Annotated in this window: 25 protein-coding genes; 23 read left to right on the forward strand and 2 right to left on the reverse strand. The window is 70.0% G+C overall.

The window, feature by feature from the left end:
• Window positions 1-134 precede the first annotated feature (134 nt).
• The gene (locus OG746_RS00005; RefSeq protein WP_266710470.1) at window positions 135-1433 is read left to right on the forward strand and encodes a tyrosine-type recombinase/integrase; all 1299 of its coding nucleotides are present in this window, start codon (window positions 135-137) and stop codon (window positions 1431-1433) included.
• On the opposite strand, the gene OG746_RS00010 is transcribed toward OG746_RS00005, so the two are convergent.
• A complete protein-coding gene (locus OG746_RS00010) occupies window positions 1434-1913 on the reverse strand; it encodes a hypothetical protein (RefSeq protein WP_266710472.1) in 480 nt (159 codons plus the stop codon).
• A 171-nt stretch (window positions 1914-2084) separates the two neighbouring features.
• Window positions 2085-2546 (reverse strand): XRE family transcriptional regulator, encoded by a 462-nt coding sequence (locus OG746_RS00015; protein WP_266710474.1) that lies wholly within the window; start codon window positions 2544-2546, stop codon window positions 2085-2087.
• 222 nt (window positions 2547-2768) lie between these two features.
• On the opposite strand from OG746_RS00015, the gene OG746_RS00020 reads away from it, so the two are divergent.
• From OG746_RS00020 to OG746_RS00125, 22 genes are all read left to right on the forward strand, one after another.
• Window positions 2769-3056, forward strand: a complete 288-nt coding sequence (locus OG746_RS00020) for a helix-turn-helix domain-containing protein (protein WP_266710476.1) — start codon at window positions 2769-2771, stop codon at window positions 3054-3056.
• Entirely contained in the window at window positions 3053-3325 is a 273-nt protein-coding gene (locus tag OG746_RS00025; protein ID WP_266710478.1) for a helix-turn-helix domain-containing protein, read from the forward strand. The genes OG746_RS00020 and OG746_RS00025 overlap by 4 nt, the downstream gene beginning before the upstream one ends.
• Before the next feature lie 93 nt (window positions 3326-3418).
• Window positions 3419-3796, forward strand: a complete 378-nt coding sequence (locus OG746_RS00030; protein ID WP_266710480.1) for a hypothetical protein — start codon at window positions 3419-3421, stop codon at window positions 3794-3796.
• Window positions 3793-4272, forward strand: a complete 480-nt coding sequence (locus OG746_RS00035) for a hypothetical protein (protein WP_266710482.1) — start codon at window positions 3793-3795, stop codon at window positions 4270-4272. The genes OG746_RS00030 and OG746_RS00035 overlap by 4 nt, the downstream gene beginning before the upstream one ends.
• Window positions 4266-4388: a hypothetical protein gene (locus OG746_RS00040; protein WP_266710483.1), complete on the forward strand. Its 123-nt coding sequence runs from the start codon at window positions 4266-4268 to the stop codon at window positions 4386-4388. The genes OG746_RS00035 and OG746_RS00040 overlap by 7 nt, the downstream gene beginning before the upstream one ends.
• Window positions 4385-4756, forward strand: coding sequence for a hypothetical protein (locus OG746_RS00045; protein ID WP_266710485.1), 372 nt, complete (start codon window positions 4385-4387; stop codon window positions 4754-4756). Before OG746_RS00040 ends, OG746_RS00045 begins: the two co-directional genes overlap by 4 nt.
• Window positions 4753-5193 carry a hypothetical protein gene (locus tag OG746_RS00050; RefSeq protein WP_266710487.1) on the forward strand — a complete coding sequence of 147 codons (441 nt, stop codon included), beginning with the start codon at window positions 4753-4755 and terminating at the stop codon, window positions 5191-5193. Before OG746_RS00045 ends, OG746_RS00050 begins: the two co-directional genes overlap by 4 nt.
• A complete protein-coding gene (locus tag OG746_RS00055; RefSeq protein WP_266710489.1) occupies window positions 5190-5444 on the forward strand; it encodes a hypothetical protein in 255 nt (84 codons plus the stop codon). Before OG746_RS00050 ends, OG746_RS00055 begins: the two co-directional genes overlap by 4 nt.
• Window positions 5444-6382 carry a hypothetical protein gene (locus tag OG746_RS00060; protein WP_266710491.1) on the forward strand — a complete coding sequence of 313 codons (939 nt, stop codon included), beginning with the start codon at window positions 5444-5446 and terminating at the stop codon, window positions 6380-6382. Before OG746_RS00055 ends, OG746_RS00060 begins: the two co-directional genes overlap by 1 nt.
• Complete coding sequence (locus OG746_RS00065) at window positions 6382-7524, forward strand: recombination directionality factor (RefSeq protein ID WP_266710493.1); 1143 nt, start codon at window positions 6382-6384, stop codon at window positions 7522-7524. The genes OG746_RS00060 and OG746_RS00065 overlap by 1 nt, the downstream gene beginning before the upstream one ends.
• Window positions 7521-8270: an exonuclease domain-containing protein gene (locus OG746_RS00070; RefSeq protein WP_266710495.1), complete on the forward strand. Its 750-nt coding sequence runs from the start codon at window positions 7521-7523 to the stop codon at window positions 8268-8270. The genes OG746_RS00065 and OG746_RS00070 overlap by 4 nt, the downstream gene beginning before the upstream one ends.
• Window positions 8267-8533: a hypothetical protein gene (locus tag OG746_RS00075; protein ID WP_266710497.1), complete on the forward strand. Its 267-nt coding sequence runs from the start codon at window positions 8267-8269 to the stop codon at window positions 8531-8533. The genes OG746_RS00070 and OG746_RS00075 overlap by 4 nt, the downstream gene beginning before the upstream one ends.
• Window positions 8530-9156 carry a hypothetical protein gene (locus tag OG746_RS00080; protein ID WP_266710499.1) on the forward strand — a complete coding sequence of 209 codons (627 nt, stop codon included), beginning with the start codon at window positions 8530-8532 and terminating at the stop codon, window positions 9154-9156. Before OG746_RS00075 ends, OG746_RS00080 begins: the two co-directional genes overlap by 4 nt.
• Window positions 9153-9794, forward strand: coding sequence for a WhiB family transcriptional regulator (locus tag OG746_RS00085; protein ID WP_266710501.1), 642 nt, complete (start codon window positions 9153-9155; stop codon window positions 9792-9794). The genes OG746_RS00080 and OG746_RS00085 overlap by 4 nt, the downstream gene beginning before the upstream one ends.
• A complete protein-coding gene (locus OG746_RS00090; protein WP_266710503.1) occupies window positions 9791-9997 on the forward strand; it encodes a transcription factor WhiB in 207 nt (68 codons plus the stop codon). The genes OG746_RS00085 and OG746_RS00090 overlap by 4 nt, the downstream gene beginning before the upstream one ends.
• Window positions 9994-10368 (forward strand): YfdP family phage-associated protein, encoded by a 375-nt coding sequence (locus tag OG746_RS00095; protein WP_266710505.1) that lies wholly within the window; start codon window positions 9994-9996, stop codon window positions 10366-10368. Before OG746_RS00090 ends, OG746_RS00095 begins: the two co-directional genes overlap by 4 nt.
• 5 nt (window positions 10369-10373) lie before the next feature.
• Window positions 10374-11201: a DUF2303 family protein gene (locus tag OG746_RS00100; RefSeq protein ID WP_266710507.1), complete on the forward strand. Its 828-nt coding sequence runs from the start codon at window positions 10374-10376 to the stop codon at window positions 11199-11201.
• A gap of 343 nt (window positions 11202-11544) precedes the next feature.
• Complete coding sequence (locus OG746_RS00105; RefSeq protein ID WP_266710509.1) at window positions 11545-13326, forward strand: AAA family ATPase; 1782 nt, start codon at window positions 11545-11547, stop codon at window positions 13324-13326.
• Between the two features lie 76 nt (window positions 13327-13402).
• Window positions 13403-13834, forward strand: coding sequence for a hypothetical protein (locus OG746_RS00110; RefSeq protein ID WP_266710511.1), 432 nt, complete (start codon window positions 13403-13405; stop codon window positions 13832-13834).
• A 76-nt stretch (window positions 13835-13910) separates the two neighbouring features.
• The gene (locus OG746_RS00115) at window positions 13911-14444 is read left to right on the forward strand and encodes a hypothetical protein (protein WP_266710513.1); all 534 of its coding nucleotides are present in this window, start codon (window positions 13911-13913) and stop codon (window positions 14442-14444) included.
• Window positions 14441-14617, forward strand: a complete 177-nt coding sequence (locus tag OG746_RS00120; RefSeq protein WP_266710515.1) for a hypothetical protein — start codon at window positions 14441-14443, stop codon at window positions 14615-14617. The genes OG746_RS00115 and OG746_RS00120 overlap by 4 nt, the downstream gene beginning before the upstream one ends.
• Window positions 14617-14973: a hypothetical protein gene (locus OG746_RS00125; RefSeq protein ID WP_266710517.1), complete on the forward strand. Its 357-nt coding sequence runs from the start codon at window positions 14617-14619 to the stop codon at window positions 14971-14973. The genes OG746_RS00120 and OG746_RS00125 overlap by 1 nt, the downstream gene beginning before the upstream one ends.
• Window positions 14974-14993: the final 20 nt, after the last annotated feature.

The following is a 14993-nucleotide window of genomic DNA, read 5'->3' on the forward strand; positions in this document are numbered from 1 at the left end:
CCGTCACTCACCCTGAATGATCAAGGCCCGACCTGCGAAAGCAGGCCGGGCCTTCTTCATGCCCGCACCCGTGGGAACACCACGGGAACACGACCCCCTCCCCAAGGCCGCCCCGCGCGCCTATCGTCCCGGTCATGGCGAGCATCGTTGAACGCCCCAAGAAGTCGGGCGAAGTCACGTACCAGGTGAAGTGGCGCTCAGGCGGCGCCTGGCAGACCGAGAACTTCGGCGGCGACACCGGCGCCGAGCAGGCCGACCAGTTCAAGCAGCTCGTCGAGGCGCACGGCAACCAGTGGCCGTACGGCTGGATCAAGGGCCACGGATTCGTCGAACCCGAGCAGCACCCCGACGACCACCCCTTCGGCGACTACGCCCACCGCTACGTCGACGGACTGAACACCGTGGACGCCCGCACCAAGCGCGACTACAAGCGGGACATCGAGAAGCACTTCCTCGGCGTGCCATACGTCGACCAGGCGGGCGCCGAGCACCGCCTCGGCGGCCTCGTCCACACCGAGCCAGACGGCACGGAGCTCCCGCCGACCATCTGCAACATCACGCAGGCCGACGTGAACGTCTGGGTCGGCCGGCAGCGGCACGCGATCACGGCCCCGGATGATCCCGAGAAGGTGCTCCGGATCAAGGCCAGCGCCAAGAGCGTCGCCAACCGGCACGGCCTGCTGTACGTGATCTTTCAGACCGCGATCGAGTCAGAGCCCGCGCTCCGCGAATCGAACCCCTGCAAGAAGACCGGCCTCCCCCGCCAGGACGAGGGCACCGACGAGGAGATGGTGTTCCTCGAACACGAGGAGTACGCGCGCATCAGCCTCGAACTGCGCACCCTCGACCCCGCGGCCGCAGACCTCGCCGACTTCCTCGTCGGCACCGGCATGCGATGGGGCGAGGCCACCGCCCTCCAGACCCGCGACATCAACTGGACCACGGGCAAGGCCAACGTGCAGCGGGCATGGAAGCGGCAGGAGGACAACACGTTCAAGATCGGGCCGCCCAAGACGAAGAAGGCCCGGCGCCTGGTGAAGCTGAACCCCGACCAGCTGGCGATGCTGCGCCGCCTGACGGCCGGCCGCCGCCCGGAGGACTGGATCTTTCGGGGCGGGCAGGGCAAGGCGTGGCGGCACAGCAACTTCTACCACCGCAAGTGGGAGCGGGCGCTCGCCGAGGCCATCGCGAAGGGACTCGGCAAGAAGCCGAGGATCCACGATCTACGGCACACCCACGTGGCGTGGCTGATCGAACAGAACATCAACCCCGCAGCGATCCAGGCCCGGTTGGGGCATGAGTCGATCACGACGACGATCGACCGGTACGGGCACCTGCTGAACAACCTGGACGACGAGATCAGCGCCGCAGTTACCAACGCGATGCGCGTGGTGGCACCCCGCGAAGGGCTACAGGCCGTCCGCTCCGCGTGATCAGCGGCCCGGCTGCGGCGAGGGGCCGCCGCTCCAGTCCTGCGTCCACTCGCCGCTGCCGACGATGTGGAGCAGGTAGCCGCGCATCTCGTCGAAGCACTGACGCGTCATGGCGCCGGCCGCGACGAGCCACACGAAGCGACCGGGCTGCTCGTCGGGGAGGATCGCCGCGCCGTCGGGGAGATTGGGGCGGATCTCCATGCCGAACTCGGCGACCGTGGCAGGGGGTTCGACCTCGGCAGGTCGGGCGGGTTCCCAGTTCTGCCGCCATCGGCCGCTGCCGACGATGGCCTGGAGGTGGTGGAGCATTTCGTCGAAGCACTGCCGGGTCATGGCGCCGGTCGCGACGAGGAAGACGAACCTGCCTTCTCTCTCCGCGGGCACGATCGCTCGCCCGTCGGGCAGGTGGGGCACGAACTCCATGTCGAACTCCGCCTGGGGTTCTTCTTCCGTCGCGCGCGCTGCACCTTCGTCTGCCATTGTCGAGCCCCTTCGCATGGCACGCCCCTGCATTCGAACTTGATTCGAACATGCAGGTTACAAGTGATCCATCACGCCCCCCAGGCGGATCACCGACTGTGCCATACCGATCAGGTTGTGACTAGAGGGACTCAAGGTGTAACTGAAAGTACTATTAACTATTTAGTACATTCACTCGACCGAGCGTCGGGTGCGCCGCCGGAGGAAGATCTGGGCCAGCTCATCGAGCTCGTCGAGCTCCTCCTCGTCGATCTCCTCGACCCGAGCCAGGAACAGTCGCCGCTTCCCTTCGACATCCCATCGCTCGGAGACGTGCCCGAAGAACTGGGCGCTGGCCGCACGCTGCAAGGCACTCACCGGGAGATGGAGCGCAGCGGCGAGCGCACGGAGCTGGCCCTCGGTCGGCGCCTTCACGCCCCGGTTCTTGATCAGGTTCTCGATGGTGCTCTTCGTGTAGAGCGGCCCCTGCCCCGGACGCTCCGGATCGACCGCCGCCTCGGCGAGGGTGCGGTAGCCGAGGCCGCGCTCCTTCATCTGATCGCGCACAAGATCGGACAGGTCCGTCCGTCTCGTCGTTTCCTCCGCTGCCATCATCCTCGTCTCCGCGTGGGCCGTGTGGGGGGTGGTGTCCACGTGACAACTGCGTCGCCTCTGGCATATGCACTGGTCGGCGCACTTTTCTAGCCATCTCGACCGACACAGTGTCCAGGTTCTTGGCCATCGAACGCCACCCCACCCCGCAGCTTGACCAAAATTCCCCGAAACTCGCCGTCCAGTTATCTGGACACAGCGTCCAGGTTCCTGCCATGCTCTGGGTGTCCAGAAAACTGGCCACACTGTCCAAGGAGGTAGATCGTGGCGCCCGAACCCCGCTACGAACTCGTCCGCCCCGACCTGCTCCGCCTTCTCATGGAGCGCACGTGGACCGGCGCCGACGTCAGCGGCCGCGAACTCGCCGCCGCAATAGGCGTGCCGCGGGCCACCGTTAACGCCCTGCTCACCGGCACCACCCGCTCGGCACCCGAGACCGTCGCCCGCGCCATCTGCCGCGAGATCGGAATCGAACTGCTCTGCCTGTGGGCGCCCAAGAGCCGCACCATCCGCACCCCCGAGCCCGCGCCCCAACAACTGGCCGTCGCGTGACTCGCCGCTTCACCTACGCCGAAGCCGCGGCCGAACTCCGCGTCTCCGAAACCTGGCTGCGCCGGCACATCAAGGCGCTGCCGCACAGCAAAAAGGGCCGAGTCGTGACGTTCACGGCGGAGGACCTGGAGCGGATCGACGCGCTGCACCACCACGAGCCGACGGCCGGCCCGCTGGCGATCGTCTCGGCTCCCAAGCCGGATGGCCCGCACCCGATGGCGCAGCTTCGGCCGCTGCCTCGGCGCGGCACCGCCGTCCGCACTTCCTGAACTTCCCCACAACGCGCCGAAGGGCCGCTCCGCTTGCCGGCCTGAGCGACCCCCGACTACGGCGCCCCTACACACAGAGAAAGAGAGGCCCCGATGGCCACTGAGACTACCGCGACCACGGTCACCGCCCCCTTCGTTAGCCGGTGGGAGCGAGTTCCGCTGTCCGAGCAGCGCGTGGCGCTGGCCGCGTTGGACCGGATCATCGAGCTGCACCCGAACCTGCCTGCCGCGCACATCACGCTCTCCTACACCCGCCCCGAGCAGATCACTGTTCAGGCGCAGAAGTGGCACCACCTGGAGGCGTGGCGCATCGCGCTCAATGTGTCCCCGGCCGAGGTGGAGTTGGGGTGCTGCGAGCCGGAGCGCGACCACATCGAGTTCGAGGCGCAGGTCGACGAAGGACGAGTCCGCGTGTACGTGCTGGGCGACGAGCGGCCGGCCGTGGCCGACGACTCGGCGGTGTCCGCGTGAAGGAGACCCACCGCGACGAGTGGCGCGTGATGGTCACTCTCAATCCCCAGAAGCCCACCGACCTTGGCCTCACCGGCGTCGACGACCTCACCGAGTACCTCGCGCCGACCGGACCGATCACCGTCGCCGTACTGCCCCGCCGCCTCGGGGACTTCGGCTTCGCGTCCGTGGGCGACCGCCTCGTGAGCCGCGACCCCGACGCCAGTTACCGCCGCCGTTGCGACGAGATCGCGGCCGAGCTGCGGCACCTCCCGCACGTCAGGGAGGTAGCCGTCACCTGCACCGAGACGCACACGTGCTCGCACTGCCACCTCACGTGGGAGGTGCTCACCGCCGACGAAGCGGCCGACGACTCGACGAACCAGGACGAGCACAGCGTCGAGGACGAACCGGTGTGCTGCTACACGGCGATCGCGGAGTTCCGTGCCGAGCGCGGGATTCCGGCGCTGGCTCAGACGGGCGGTGCCTCGTGCTGACCTGGCCGATCGCCCTCGGATACCTGGCCCTCTTCGGCCTCGGCTGTGTCCTCGTGTGCTGGTCCGTCGACCGCCACTTCCCCATGAACGACAAGCCGAAGGACGGCACGCGATGAGCAACGACCGCATGCCCGTTGACGGGCCCTACCGCATCTACGTCGACGCCACCCCGACCGGCGCCACACTCGACGTCACCGCGTTCGTCCGCGCCGTCGTACTCAACCTCGCCTCTGCGGCCGACGAGGACGGCGAGAGCCTCCTCGACGACCTGGTCGAGATCGCCGAGTTGGAGCGGTCGGCCGGCGCGCAGGGCCCGGACTCGCACGCCGCTCACGAGCGGGACGAGCGAGTCGAGCGGCTCCTCCAGGAGGTCGCGGGCGACGCCAAGTTGCCGGTGTACGGCGGGCAGGTGGCTCGGCTTGCCGGGTCGCTGGCTCGGATTGCGGCGCCGCGTCCGGTGCCGGGACAGCGAGGTGCTGCGTGAGCACCGCTGCCGAGACCGAGAACTACCCCGGCGAACTCGCCATGCTGCGCGGCCTGGTGAGCGTGATCCGCACCATCGCGGAGCACGGCGACATGGACGAGCTGCGTCGCGTCCTGGTCGAGCACGAGATCGACGAGCAGGCGGCCTACGACGCCCGGGAGAAGGCCAGCGCCACGGCGCCGACGGCCACTCCCCACGTGTTCATCGAGGACGACCGCCTCCGCGCCCTGCACGACGCCATGACGGCCAAGCGCGGCGAGTGGCGCACCGGCGACGTCCGCCGCGTCCTCCGCGACGCCGGCTTCAAGGGCCTCGGCCGCAACACCGCCAGCCAGTTCCTCCGTGCCCTCGTCGACCGCGGCCTCGCCTCCGCGCACGGCCCCGACGACGGCCGCTTCTACACGCTCAGCACCACGGGAAAGGACGGCCGCTCATGACCGGGCCCGAGCACTACGTCGAGGCCGAACGCCTCGTCGCCGAGGCCGCCGTGGATGGGGCCGAGGGCACTCGCTTCGTCCGCCCCGAGAACCTCGCGGCCGCGCAGGTCCACGCGACTCTGGCCCTCGCCGCCGCAACTGCCATGGGCGCGCCCATGGACGGCCACGGCGACAGCGGACTTCCGCCCCTCGACTGCGAGGAGTGGTACCGCGTCGCCGGGGTCAAGCCGCGGAAGGGCGGCGACGCCTGATGACGACGACCGCGCAGGCCGGGGCTTCGGCCCCGGCCGCCGGCCGAAGCCGCAAGGCCAAGGCCCCCGCACCCACCGGCGCCGACCGCATCCCCCAACCGTCGCAAGGCTGGTACCGGGACAAGGTCACCGGCGACAAGCTCCGCCGCGTCACCACCATCCTCGAAAAGGGCTGCTCCAAGGGCGACGCCCTCACCTTCTGGGCCGGGAACATCACCGCCGACACGGCGATGGACCACCTGCCCTATCTCGTGAGCAGCAGCCTCCAGCCCGCCGAGCGGACCGAGGCCCGCAACTGGCTCGCCCGTGCCCACGTCCGCAAGAAGGACGAGCGTAAGGACGTCGGCTCCGCAGTCCACAAGCTGATCGAAGCTCACGTCCTCGGCACGCCGATGCCTGCCGAGCTGCTCGGCGACCCGAACCTCACCCCGTTCCTCGACCACTTCCTGACCTTCGTTGAGGACTGGCAAGTCACCTTCGAGGCCTCCGAGATGGTCGTCGGCAACCGGGAGCAGGGCTACGCCGGAACGCTCGACTACCTGCTCCGCTCCCCGCTCGTCGCCGCCGCGCTCGCCGCGTACTTCAACACGGACGTGCCCGCGGACTCTGTGTTCTGCGGCGACACCAAGACCGGCGGTGAGCTGGACGTCAAGGGCGTGTACCCCGAGGCCTCGTTGCAGATGGCCGCCTACCGCAAGGCCAAGGTCGCGTGGCTGCGGGACGGGTCCACCGTGCCCATGCCCGACACGTTCTGGTCCGGCGTCGTCCTCCACCTGCGGCCCGAGGGATACCGGCTGATCCCCGCCGTCGCGGACGACGACGTCTTCCAGGCGTTCCTCACCGTCAAGGCCAACTCCGAGTGGACGTCCGGCCTGTCCAAGACGGTCATCCGCCCCGCCCTCACCCTCCCCACCATCACCGAAGAGAGGGCCGCCTGATGCCCATCCTCGATCTGCAAATGCGGATGCGTCAGCTCGGCGAGATCCGCATCGGCCACGTCGTCGCCGGCGTCTCCGCCAAGGGCAAGGAGTACACACGCCCGGCCAAGCTCGACAAGTTCCGCTTCACCTCCCCCTCGCGGGAAATCCTCGCCAGCGTCGCCGAGTTGTACGGCGGCGAGGTCAAGCCGTGGACCCCGGCGAACGGTGGCCCGGCCGAGTTCGAGGTGTACTCCACCGTCAACCGGCTCCCCGTGCTGATCCCGCCGCGCGACGCCGTGTCGCAGTGGTACGAGCTGTACGCCGGATCGCAGTGCAAGCGCCGATGCGACGGCGTCACCGAGCAGAAGTCCGACCGACCGTGCATGTGCAACCCGGACGACCGGGACTGCGCCATCACCACCCGCGTCAACGTCATGCTCCGCGACGTCCCCGCACTCGGCCAATGGCTCCTCGTCTCCAAGGGCTACCACGCCGCCGTCACCCTGCCGCCCGCGGCCGAGCTGCTCGCACAGGCCGGCGGCTACGTCGCCGGATGGCTCGGGATGGAAGAGAAGACGGCCATCGTCAAGGACAAGCCCGCCCGGTTCATGGTCCCGACGCTCGACGTGGAGATCACCCCGGCCGCGCTGATGAGCGGGGAGATCGGGAGCGGCAAGACCGAGGTCGCGAAGGGCCCGGAGCGCGCAGCCATCGCGTCGGCTCCGGCCGCAGCGTCGGGCCCGTCGAAGAACTACCTCGCCGCCGCGAAGGGGGCCGCGACACAGGAGGAGGCACTCGCGGTATTCCAGGCAGCGAAGAACGAGGGCGCACCCTTCGACTACCTGGAGAAGCTCAAGGCGATCGGACTCGCCAAGCCGACCGCCGCGTCGACCCCGCCGGCGAACACGGAGTCGAGCCCGGCGGTCGCCGATGCCCCGGACGACGAGGGCGTGTACGACGCCGAGGTGGTCTACGACGACCCCGCGGAAGTCCAAGGCGTCTGGTTCCAGATCATCGCCGCAGCAGGCCAGTTCGGGCTCACGACCGAGCAGGTCGAGGCCGGATTCGCCGAGCGCAACGGCGGCACCCACCCGTCGTCCGGATCACTCGCGCAGATGAACACCTACCTCGCCACGGTCAAGGCGGGTGAGGTCCGATGACGTTCGCCTCCATCCGCAAGATCGGCTTCGACACCGAGACCACTGGCCCGGACCCGACCGAGGCCCGCATCGTCACCGCCGCCCTCGTCGTACGCGGCGGCGGCCGCGACGACACGGTCATGTCCTGGCTGATCAACCCCGGCATCCCGATCCCCGCCGAGGCCGCCGAGATCCACGGCATCAACGACGCCAAGGCCGCCGAGGGAGCCGACCCGAAGGAAGCCCTCGACGACATCGCCGAGCGGCTCGCCGCGGGCCTGCGTTACGGGATGCCCGTCGTCGCCTTCAACCTGTCGTTCGACTGGTCCGTCCTCGCCTACGACCTCGCCCGCAACGGACTGCCCTCCATGGCCGACCGGTTGGCCGGCATCGGGGTGCCCGCGCTCGTCGACCCGCACGTCATCGACAAGCAGATGAACCGCTACGTCAAGGGCAGCGGCATGCGGAAGCTGAAGCCCACGGCCGAGCGGTACAGCGTCGAGCTGAAGGACTGGCACACGGCCGAGGCCGACGCGCTCGCCGCGCTCCTGATCGCGGAGGCGCAGTTCGCGCACTTCGCGCGGCTCGGCCACATGGGGCCGACCGAACTTTTCTCCGCACAGCAGCGGTGGCGCGCCGAGCAGCAGGCCGGGTTGCAGGAGTGGTTCCGCACGAAGGCCACGGCAGAGCAGGGCGGGGCGCCGGACAAGGTGATCGACGGCTCCTGGCCGCTGGTCCCCGCGCAGCGCACGGGCGGTGCCTCGTGACCGCCCGCACCGCAGCCCGCGCCGTCCGCGCGTTCGTCCGCGGACCCGGCCGCCACCGCCACGGTGGCCGGCCGACGCCGATCGAGCAGCGGCCCGTGCTCCTGGACGACGCCGACGTCGACCAGCTCCTCGCCGACGGCGACATCGAGGCCAACGAGTGCGCGCCCTGCCCGTGCTGCTCGCGCACCACCTTCCACGCCATGCACACCGACGGGTCCCGCACGTGCTGGACCTGTGGCACGACCACAGCAGGTGAACAGTGACCGCACCCACCCTGTTCGACACCGAGGCACCGGCCGCCACCACGGCGGCCGGGCCCCGGCCCCTCACCATCGCCCTCGACGTCGCCATCGGCACCACCGGCGTCGCAGGCGACGGCTGGACCGACCACGTCCGCGCCAAGGCCAAGACCCTGCACGGCCGCTTCGCTGAACAGCAGGACGGCTGCGCCTCGTTCTACCGCCACGCCGACTTCGCCGTCATCGAGGGCGCCGCGTTCTCGAAGGCCCGCTTCGCCGGCATGGACCAACTCTCCGCGATGCGGTGGATGATCCGCCACGACCTGTGGAAGCGCGACATCCCGTACGCCGTCGTCCCTCCGGACCAGCGCATCAAGTACGTCACCGGCACCACTCAGCCGAAGGACCCGGCGACCGGGAAGCGTGCGAGCGGCGACGTGTTGAAGGGCATCGTGCGCGACGCCGCGGCCGAGCTGTTCGGCGTCCGCACTGAAGGCCGGGCCCGGTACGACGAGGCCGACGCCCTGGTCCTGTACGCCATGGCCCGGGACTGGCTCGGCGACCCGCTCGCCACGGTGCCAGCGCTGAACCGGCAGGCCCTGGCCGCGTGCACGTGGCCGGAGCGCGAGGCGGTGACCGTCGGATGAGCCGCCGCTTCACCGCCTCGCCCGCAGGCACCAACGACTGGCGCGCCCGATCCGCCTGCGCCGACGCCGACCCCGACGCCATGTTCCCGGACAGCAAGGCACTCATCGCCGCCGCCAAGGACATCTGCCACCACTGCCCCGTCCTCAACGACTGCCTGAACGACGCTCTCCGCAACGACGAAGTCCAGTACGGCCTCCGCGGCGGCCTCACCCCCGAGGAGCGGCGTGCGATCAACGCGCCGCCACCGCCCCCGGCCGCCACTCCGGCCCTGCCCGCCACGCTCGCCGAGGCTGTCGCGCTGCGTACAACCGTCGATGACGACGGCCACACCCGCTGGACCGGCGTGAAGATGATCTCGTTTCGCGGCAAGCGGTACACGGCGGCGCAGGCCGCATTCACCGTCGGCTACGGCCGCGATCCCGAAGGCCCGGTACGCCGCTCCTGCGACGAGGACTGCTTCACCGCCGGCCACCTCACGGACGGCGCGATCCGCGACTCGGAAGCCCGGTGCGGGACCCGCCCCGGCTACTACCAGCACCGCAAGCGCAACGAGCCGGCGTGCGGGCCCTGCAACCGGGCCAACAACGACGCCGACCGGCGTCTCCGTACCACCGGCAGTACCAAGGCCGCGGCATGACCGCCTGGATCGGCGGGCTCCAGATCCGCCGCACCGAGCGCGGTCAAACCCCGGTCGCCGATCTCCTGTGCACCGCGTGCGGCCTCCACCGCCGCGTCACCGGCCGCGAGAAGGTCACCGACTTCGTCCGCGCCAACCCCATCGCAGACCACCGAGCCCACTGCACCGCCACCACACCCCAGCAAGGAGCGAACGCCGCATGACCAGCACCACCGACAAGACCACCGGCGAGATCACCGAGATCGTCGACCTCGCCGCGTTCCTCGCCGGCCACCTCAACGGCCGCACCGCCGAGGAGCTGTCCGCCGAGTTCCACCAGCTGCTCGACGCCGTGAAGTCCCACGGCAAGAAGGGCGAGATGCGGATCACCCTCGTCGTCGAACCCCCGGCCAACGGCGTCGACTCCGCGCCGCTCCCGATCGGCGTCGAGTCCGCCGTCAAGGCCCCGAAGCCGACCCCGGTCAAGTCCCTCTACTTCCTCGACGACGACGGCAACCCCGTCCGCGAGGACCCCCGCCAGATGTCCATCGAGTTCCGCCCCGCCCCGTCCAACACCACCTTCAAGGACGCCTGATCACCGTGACCTACACCGAACTCGCCTCCACTAATGGCGAAGCCCAGACCATCGCCGACGTGGCCATCCGCACCGTGGCCCCGGCCGAGCTGGAGCCCGGCAAGTTCTACGCCTTCCACACCGCGAGCGGCGTGCAGAAGGTCGACCTCACCGGCCCCGAGCACACCGGCCAGCCCCCGCGGAAGCACGGCACCACCACCGTCCGCGACACCGCCTCGTTCCACGCGTACTTCACCAAGCACGCCGACGACAGCAGCGAGGTCTACGCCGACGCCGAGAAGCTCACCGTCACCGCCGTCCTCGACGCCCACCAGGCCGACGGCGCCCGCTGGTCCGGCCACCGGCTCCGCCTCACGCTCCGCGAGACCGAAGCGTGGACGCAGTGGATCCTGAACGACGGCCAGCTCCTCGCGCAGGACGTGTTCGCCGAGTTCCTCGAGGACCACCTCCCCGAACTCCTCGACCCGTCCTCGGCCGACATGCTGGAGATCGCGCAGTCGATCCAGGCGACCACCAAGGTCGACTTCCAGTCCGGCACTCGACTCGCCACCGGGCAACGGCAGTTGCAGTACGTCGAGACCGTGAACGCGAAGGCTGGACAGAAGGGCCAGCTCACCATCCCCGAGCAGTTCACGATCGGCCTCGTGCCGTTCGAGGGCAGCGAGGGCTACCGGCTCACCGCCCGCCTCCGCTACCGCATCACCGACAGCGGCCTCCGCATCGGCTACAAGCTGGAGCGGCCCGGCGACGTCATGCGCACCGCGTTCACGGACGTTGTCACCGTGATCGGCGAGCAGATCGAGCAGCCCGTGATGAACGGGACGCCCGCCTGATGACCGGGGTCCGGCCGCGGGGTGGCACCACTTCCCCCAAGCGCTGCCCCGCGTGCCGGGCCCCTATCCACCGCCAACTCGTCGGCGCTCGAGCAGCACTCGAGATCACCGCCGACCTCGAGCCCCTCACGCTCGAGCAGCAGGCCGCCGCTCGAGAGCCCAATCGGCTCATCTGGTGCCTGCACTCCTCGAGGACCGGCGCTCGAGAACTTCGCTGGCTCACCCCCTGGCACCCCAAGAACTGCCCCCACCCCCACGTCACCGAACACCGCTGCACGGCCCCACCCGTCCGGCCAGCACCCGCACCGCCTGCGCCCGACACCCTGTTCTGAGGAGCCCGCCCGTGAGCAACGTCCGCCCCTTCCAGCGCGACACGGCGGACCACGACGGCCCCAACCGCACATCACCACACGATGCGGAAGCCGAGGCCTACGTGGCCGGCATCGTCATGCACGACCGCGTCGCCTACCTGGAGTGCGCCGAAGTCCTCGACCGCAAGGACATCTACAGCCCCGCGATCCGCCTCATCTGGGACGTCGTCGGCGGCATGGTCGCCGAGGGCAAGCAGCTCCACCCGGTCACCGTTAAAGCGGAGATCGCCCGCCTCAAGCGGCTCCACGAGGTCGAGGGCGGCAACCTCGTCGACCGGCTCGGAGCCGAGACGATCAGTGCGGGCATGGCTGCCTCGTTCGCCGAGCAGATCGCCGAACGTGCCGAGCTCCGACGGTGGGACGAGCACGCCAACGAGCTCAAAGCGAAGATCCTGTCCGGTGCCACCGTCGACGAACTCGACCGGCTCGCCGACAAGCACCGCGAGCAGGAGCAGCGCCGCCACACCGCCCACGGCCCCACCCACCTCACCGGCTCGTTCATCGACTGGGACCCGTTCTTCGCCACCGACTTCGGGAACGTCGAACTCCTCCTCGGCGGACTCATGGCACCCGGCCAGCAGATCACCATCGTCGGCGACGGCAAGGCCGGCAAGTCCCTCTTCACGCAGGAGTGGTTGTGGCGCATGGCCACCGGCCAGTCCTTCCTCGACGACCGGGCGCGCCCGCCCGTGCCGCTCCTGTACGTCGACGCCGAGAACGGCCACCAGGACGTTCAAGGACGCCTCCTGTCCTACGGCGGCGGGCCCGGCCGCATGGGCCTCATGACGTACGCCTCGTTCCCGCCCGTCCGCCCCCTCGACACCGCCGGAGGTGGCGCCGACCTCCTCGCCATGGTCGCCGAGTGCGAAGCCCAACTCGTCTGCCTCGACACCGTCTCCCGCTTCATCTCCGGCCCCGAGAACGACGCCGACACCTGGCTCGCCCTCTACCGCCACACCCTCCTCCCCCTCAAGCGCGCCGGCATCTCCAGCGTGCGCCTCGACCACCTCGGCAAGGACAGCGAGCGCGGCGCCCGCGGCTCCTCCGCCAAGAACCAAGACGTCGACCACGTATGGGAGTTGCGGGCCCAAGGCGGCGGCACCGTCGTCCTCAAGCGCACCTACACGCGTACCGGGATCGGCCCGGACTCGTTCGTCATGCTCCGCCAGTACCGCAAGGACGGCGACGCCTACGTGCCCGGCGCCACCCGGCACGTCCTGATGACCTACGACACCCCCACCGAGCGCGTCGAGGAGGGCTCCGTGGGGTGGCTGGTCCGCAAGCTCGACGACCTCGGCCTCCCGAACGATGCGGGCAACCCGCGCACGAAGGCGGCCCTCGCGAACGCCGGAATCAAGATCGCCAAGAACAAGATCGAAGCCGCCGTCCGGGAACGGAAAAACCGGGACAACTTGGGTTCCCCCGACAGGTTCCCCGAGACCTTCCCCGAAGACGTTCCCCGGGAACCTTCCCCGGGAACCCCCACGGGATCCGAAAACCCGCAGGTCAAACATTCCCCGGGAACCTCACGGGAACGTTCCCCCGACCCAGGTTCCCCCACTTCCCCCCCACCGAAGGTGGGGGAAGGGGAAGGGACGGCCACCCCACAAGCCACAGACGACCCCCTCTGCACCGTCTGCGAACACCCCCTCCACGGCTACCGCCTCGACCGCGGCTACACCACACACCTCGCCTGCGACCCCGACACCGGCAGCCACCCACCCCAAACCCACGAACCCCACGACGCCGCCTGACCCCGCGCGCATTCGGTTACACCCGGCCCGCGCGCGAGACCCCGCCCAACCCAACGCCCCAGCAACGGAGATCACCATGACCGAACTCCCGTACACCGACGACGACCTCCACGACGAGGCCGCATACCAGCACTCCACGCTCACCGACGACCCGGACTTCCTCGGCGTCAGCGAACGAATGCAGGGCTCGGAGATCCCCGGCCTGATACCGCCGGCCGAGGCCGACGGGGCGGAGGGTCCGCACTGGGACGAGCTGCTCGACGAGGACCAGTTCGACCAGGCGCACCGCAAGATCCACGACCTGATCAACGACGCGGCCGACACGTCCCGTTGGGCCATCGACCTCGGCGCCGACAACCTCGTCCCGTCCACCGAGCACCAGCTCACGCTCGACGGCGACCACATGCCGATCGCCCGCATCCACTTCGCGTTCGAACCGCACATGAGCGACGAGATGAAGAACGGCCTCGTCACCGGCCTCGCGCAGGCCATCGCCGAAGCCCTCTGACGCAGCACCGGCCGCCCGCAGTCGAGTTGCGGGCGGCCGGTACCGCCAGTCCACCACACGACACCCCGGAGCCACCATGACCACCAACCCGGCCGGCGGGTGCACGACCCCGTGTATCGCCTGCATGACCGACGAGTCCCACGACCCCGCCCCGTCGCCCAGCCCTTGCCGCCGGACCGACGAGCACGACGCCCACGTGTTCGAGGTCTACAACCGCCCCTTCCAGTGCCCCGGCCGCGACAAGCCGCGCACCGACGCCGAGCGCCTCGCCGAACTCGGCCCGCTCGCCGCCGTCATCGCCGACAAGCTGCGCACCGTGCCCGTCCGCCTCGGTCCCGGTGGCGCCGACAACCTGGTCTCCGAACTCACCCTCGCCGTCGCCGTGTACTGCGGGAAGCACGTCCTCCCCGCCGGAGCTCCGTCTACACCCGCTGAGTTCGAGCTGCGCGGCACCACGGAGACCCGAGCCACCGCGTACCGCGACGCCGCGGACATCGCGATGAACGAAGCCTCCCGCCTGTACGACGACGTGGGACAGAAAGCAGCAGCCGGAGCCCGCGCCGTCGCGGAGCGCCTCCGCCGCATGGCCGACGAGGAGCAGCAGCCGTGATCGTCCACGACCTCGCCGACCTCGGCACCACCCTCATCGGCCGCGCCGTCCTCACCGTCGGCGCCACGGCCGGCGCCGCGACCGCGCTCCTCCTCGGCGGCCTGGCACTCGCCGCCCACCTCCGCGGCCGAGCCCGCACGGCCCGCGCTGTCGAGTACGAGGAGGCCGCGTGATGCCGATCCGCCCCGAGAACCGCGACCGCTACCCAGCCAACTGGCGGGAGATCAGCCTCCGCATCCGCACCATCCGCGCCGCCGGACGCTGCGAATGCCGCGGCGAATGCGGCGACAACCACAACGGCCGATGCACCGCCGAGAACGGCCAGGCGCACCCCGTCACCGGCTCCACGGTCGTACTCACCACCGCCCACCGCGACCACATCCCGGAGCATGTTGACGACGTCAACCTGTTCGCCGCTTGTCAACGCTGTCACCTCCGCTACGACGCCGCGCACCACCGCGCCACCGCCGCAGCCACCCGCCGCCGCGCCATCGAGGACGCCGGCCAACTCGCCCTGGCCGAACCGTGATCACCGCGCTCGCGGTCGGC

The organism is Streptomyces sp. NBC_01016, from assembly GCF_026341035.1.
Classification (GTDB): domain Bacteria; phylum Actinomycetota; class Actinomycetes; order Streptomycetales; family Streptomycetaceae; genus Streptomyces.

Coding starts and splice junctions, on each gene's coding strand:
- OG746_RS00005 (WP_266710470.1), top strand. CDS start 135: ATGGCGAGCATCGTTGAACGCCCCAAGAAGTCGGGCGAAGTCACGTAC.
- OG746_RS00010 (WP_266710472.1), bottom strand. CDS start 1,913: ATGGCAGACGAAGGTGCAGCGCGCGCGACGGAAGAAGAACCCCAGGCG.
- OG746_RS00030 (WP_266710480.1), top strand. CDS start 3,419: ATGGCCACTGAGACTACCGCGACCACGGTCACCGCCCCCTTCGTTAGC.
- OG746_RS00045 (WP_266710485.1), top strand. CDS start 4,385: ATGAGCAACGACCGCATGCCCGTTGACGGGCCCTACCGCATCTACGTC.
- OG746_RS00055 (WP_266710489.1), top strand. CDS start 5,190: ATGACCGGGCCCGAGCACTACGTCGAGGCCGAACGCCTCGTCGCCGAG.
- OG746_RS00060 (WP_266710491.1), top strand. CDS start 5,444: ATGACGACGACCGCGCAGGCCGGGGCTTCGGCCCCGGCCGCCGGCCGA.
- OG746_RS00065 (WP_266710493.1), top strand. CDS start 6,382: ATGCCCATCCTCGATCTGCAAATGCGGATGCGTCAGCTCGGCGAGATC.
- OG746_RS00070 (WP_266710495.1), top strand. CDS start 7,521: ATGACGTTCGCCTCCATCCGCAAGATCGGCTTCGACACCGAGACCACT.
- OG746_RS00085 (WP_266710501.1), top strand. CDS start 9,153: ATGAGCCGCCGCTTCACCGCCTCGCCCGCAGGCACCAACGACTGGCGC.
- OG746_RS00090 (WP_266710503.1), top strand. CDS start 9,791: ATGACCGCCTGGATCGGCGGGCTCCAGATCCGCCGCACCGAGCGCGGT.
- OG746_RS00095 (WP_266710505.1), top strand. CDS start 9,994: ATGACCAGCACCACCGACAAGACCACCGGCGAGATCACCGAGATCGTC.
- OG746_RS00110 (WP_266710511.1), top strand. CDS start 13,403: ATGACCGAACTCCCGTACACCGACGACGACCTCCACGACGAGGCCGCA.
- OG746_RS00115 (WP_266710513.1), top strand. CDS start 13,911: ATGACCACCAACCCGGCCGGCGGGTGCACGACCCCGTGTATCGCCTGC.
- OG746_RS00125 (WP_266710517.1), top strand. CDS start 14,617: ATGCCGATCCGCCCCGAGAACCGCGACCGCTACCCAGCCAACTGGCGG.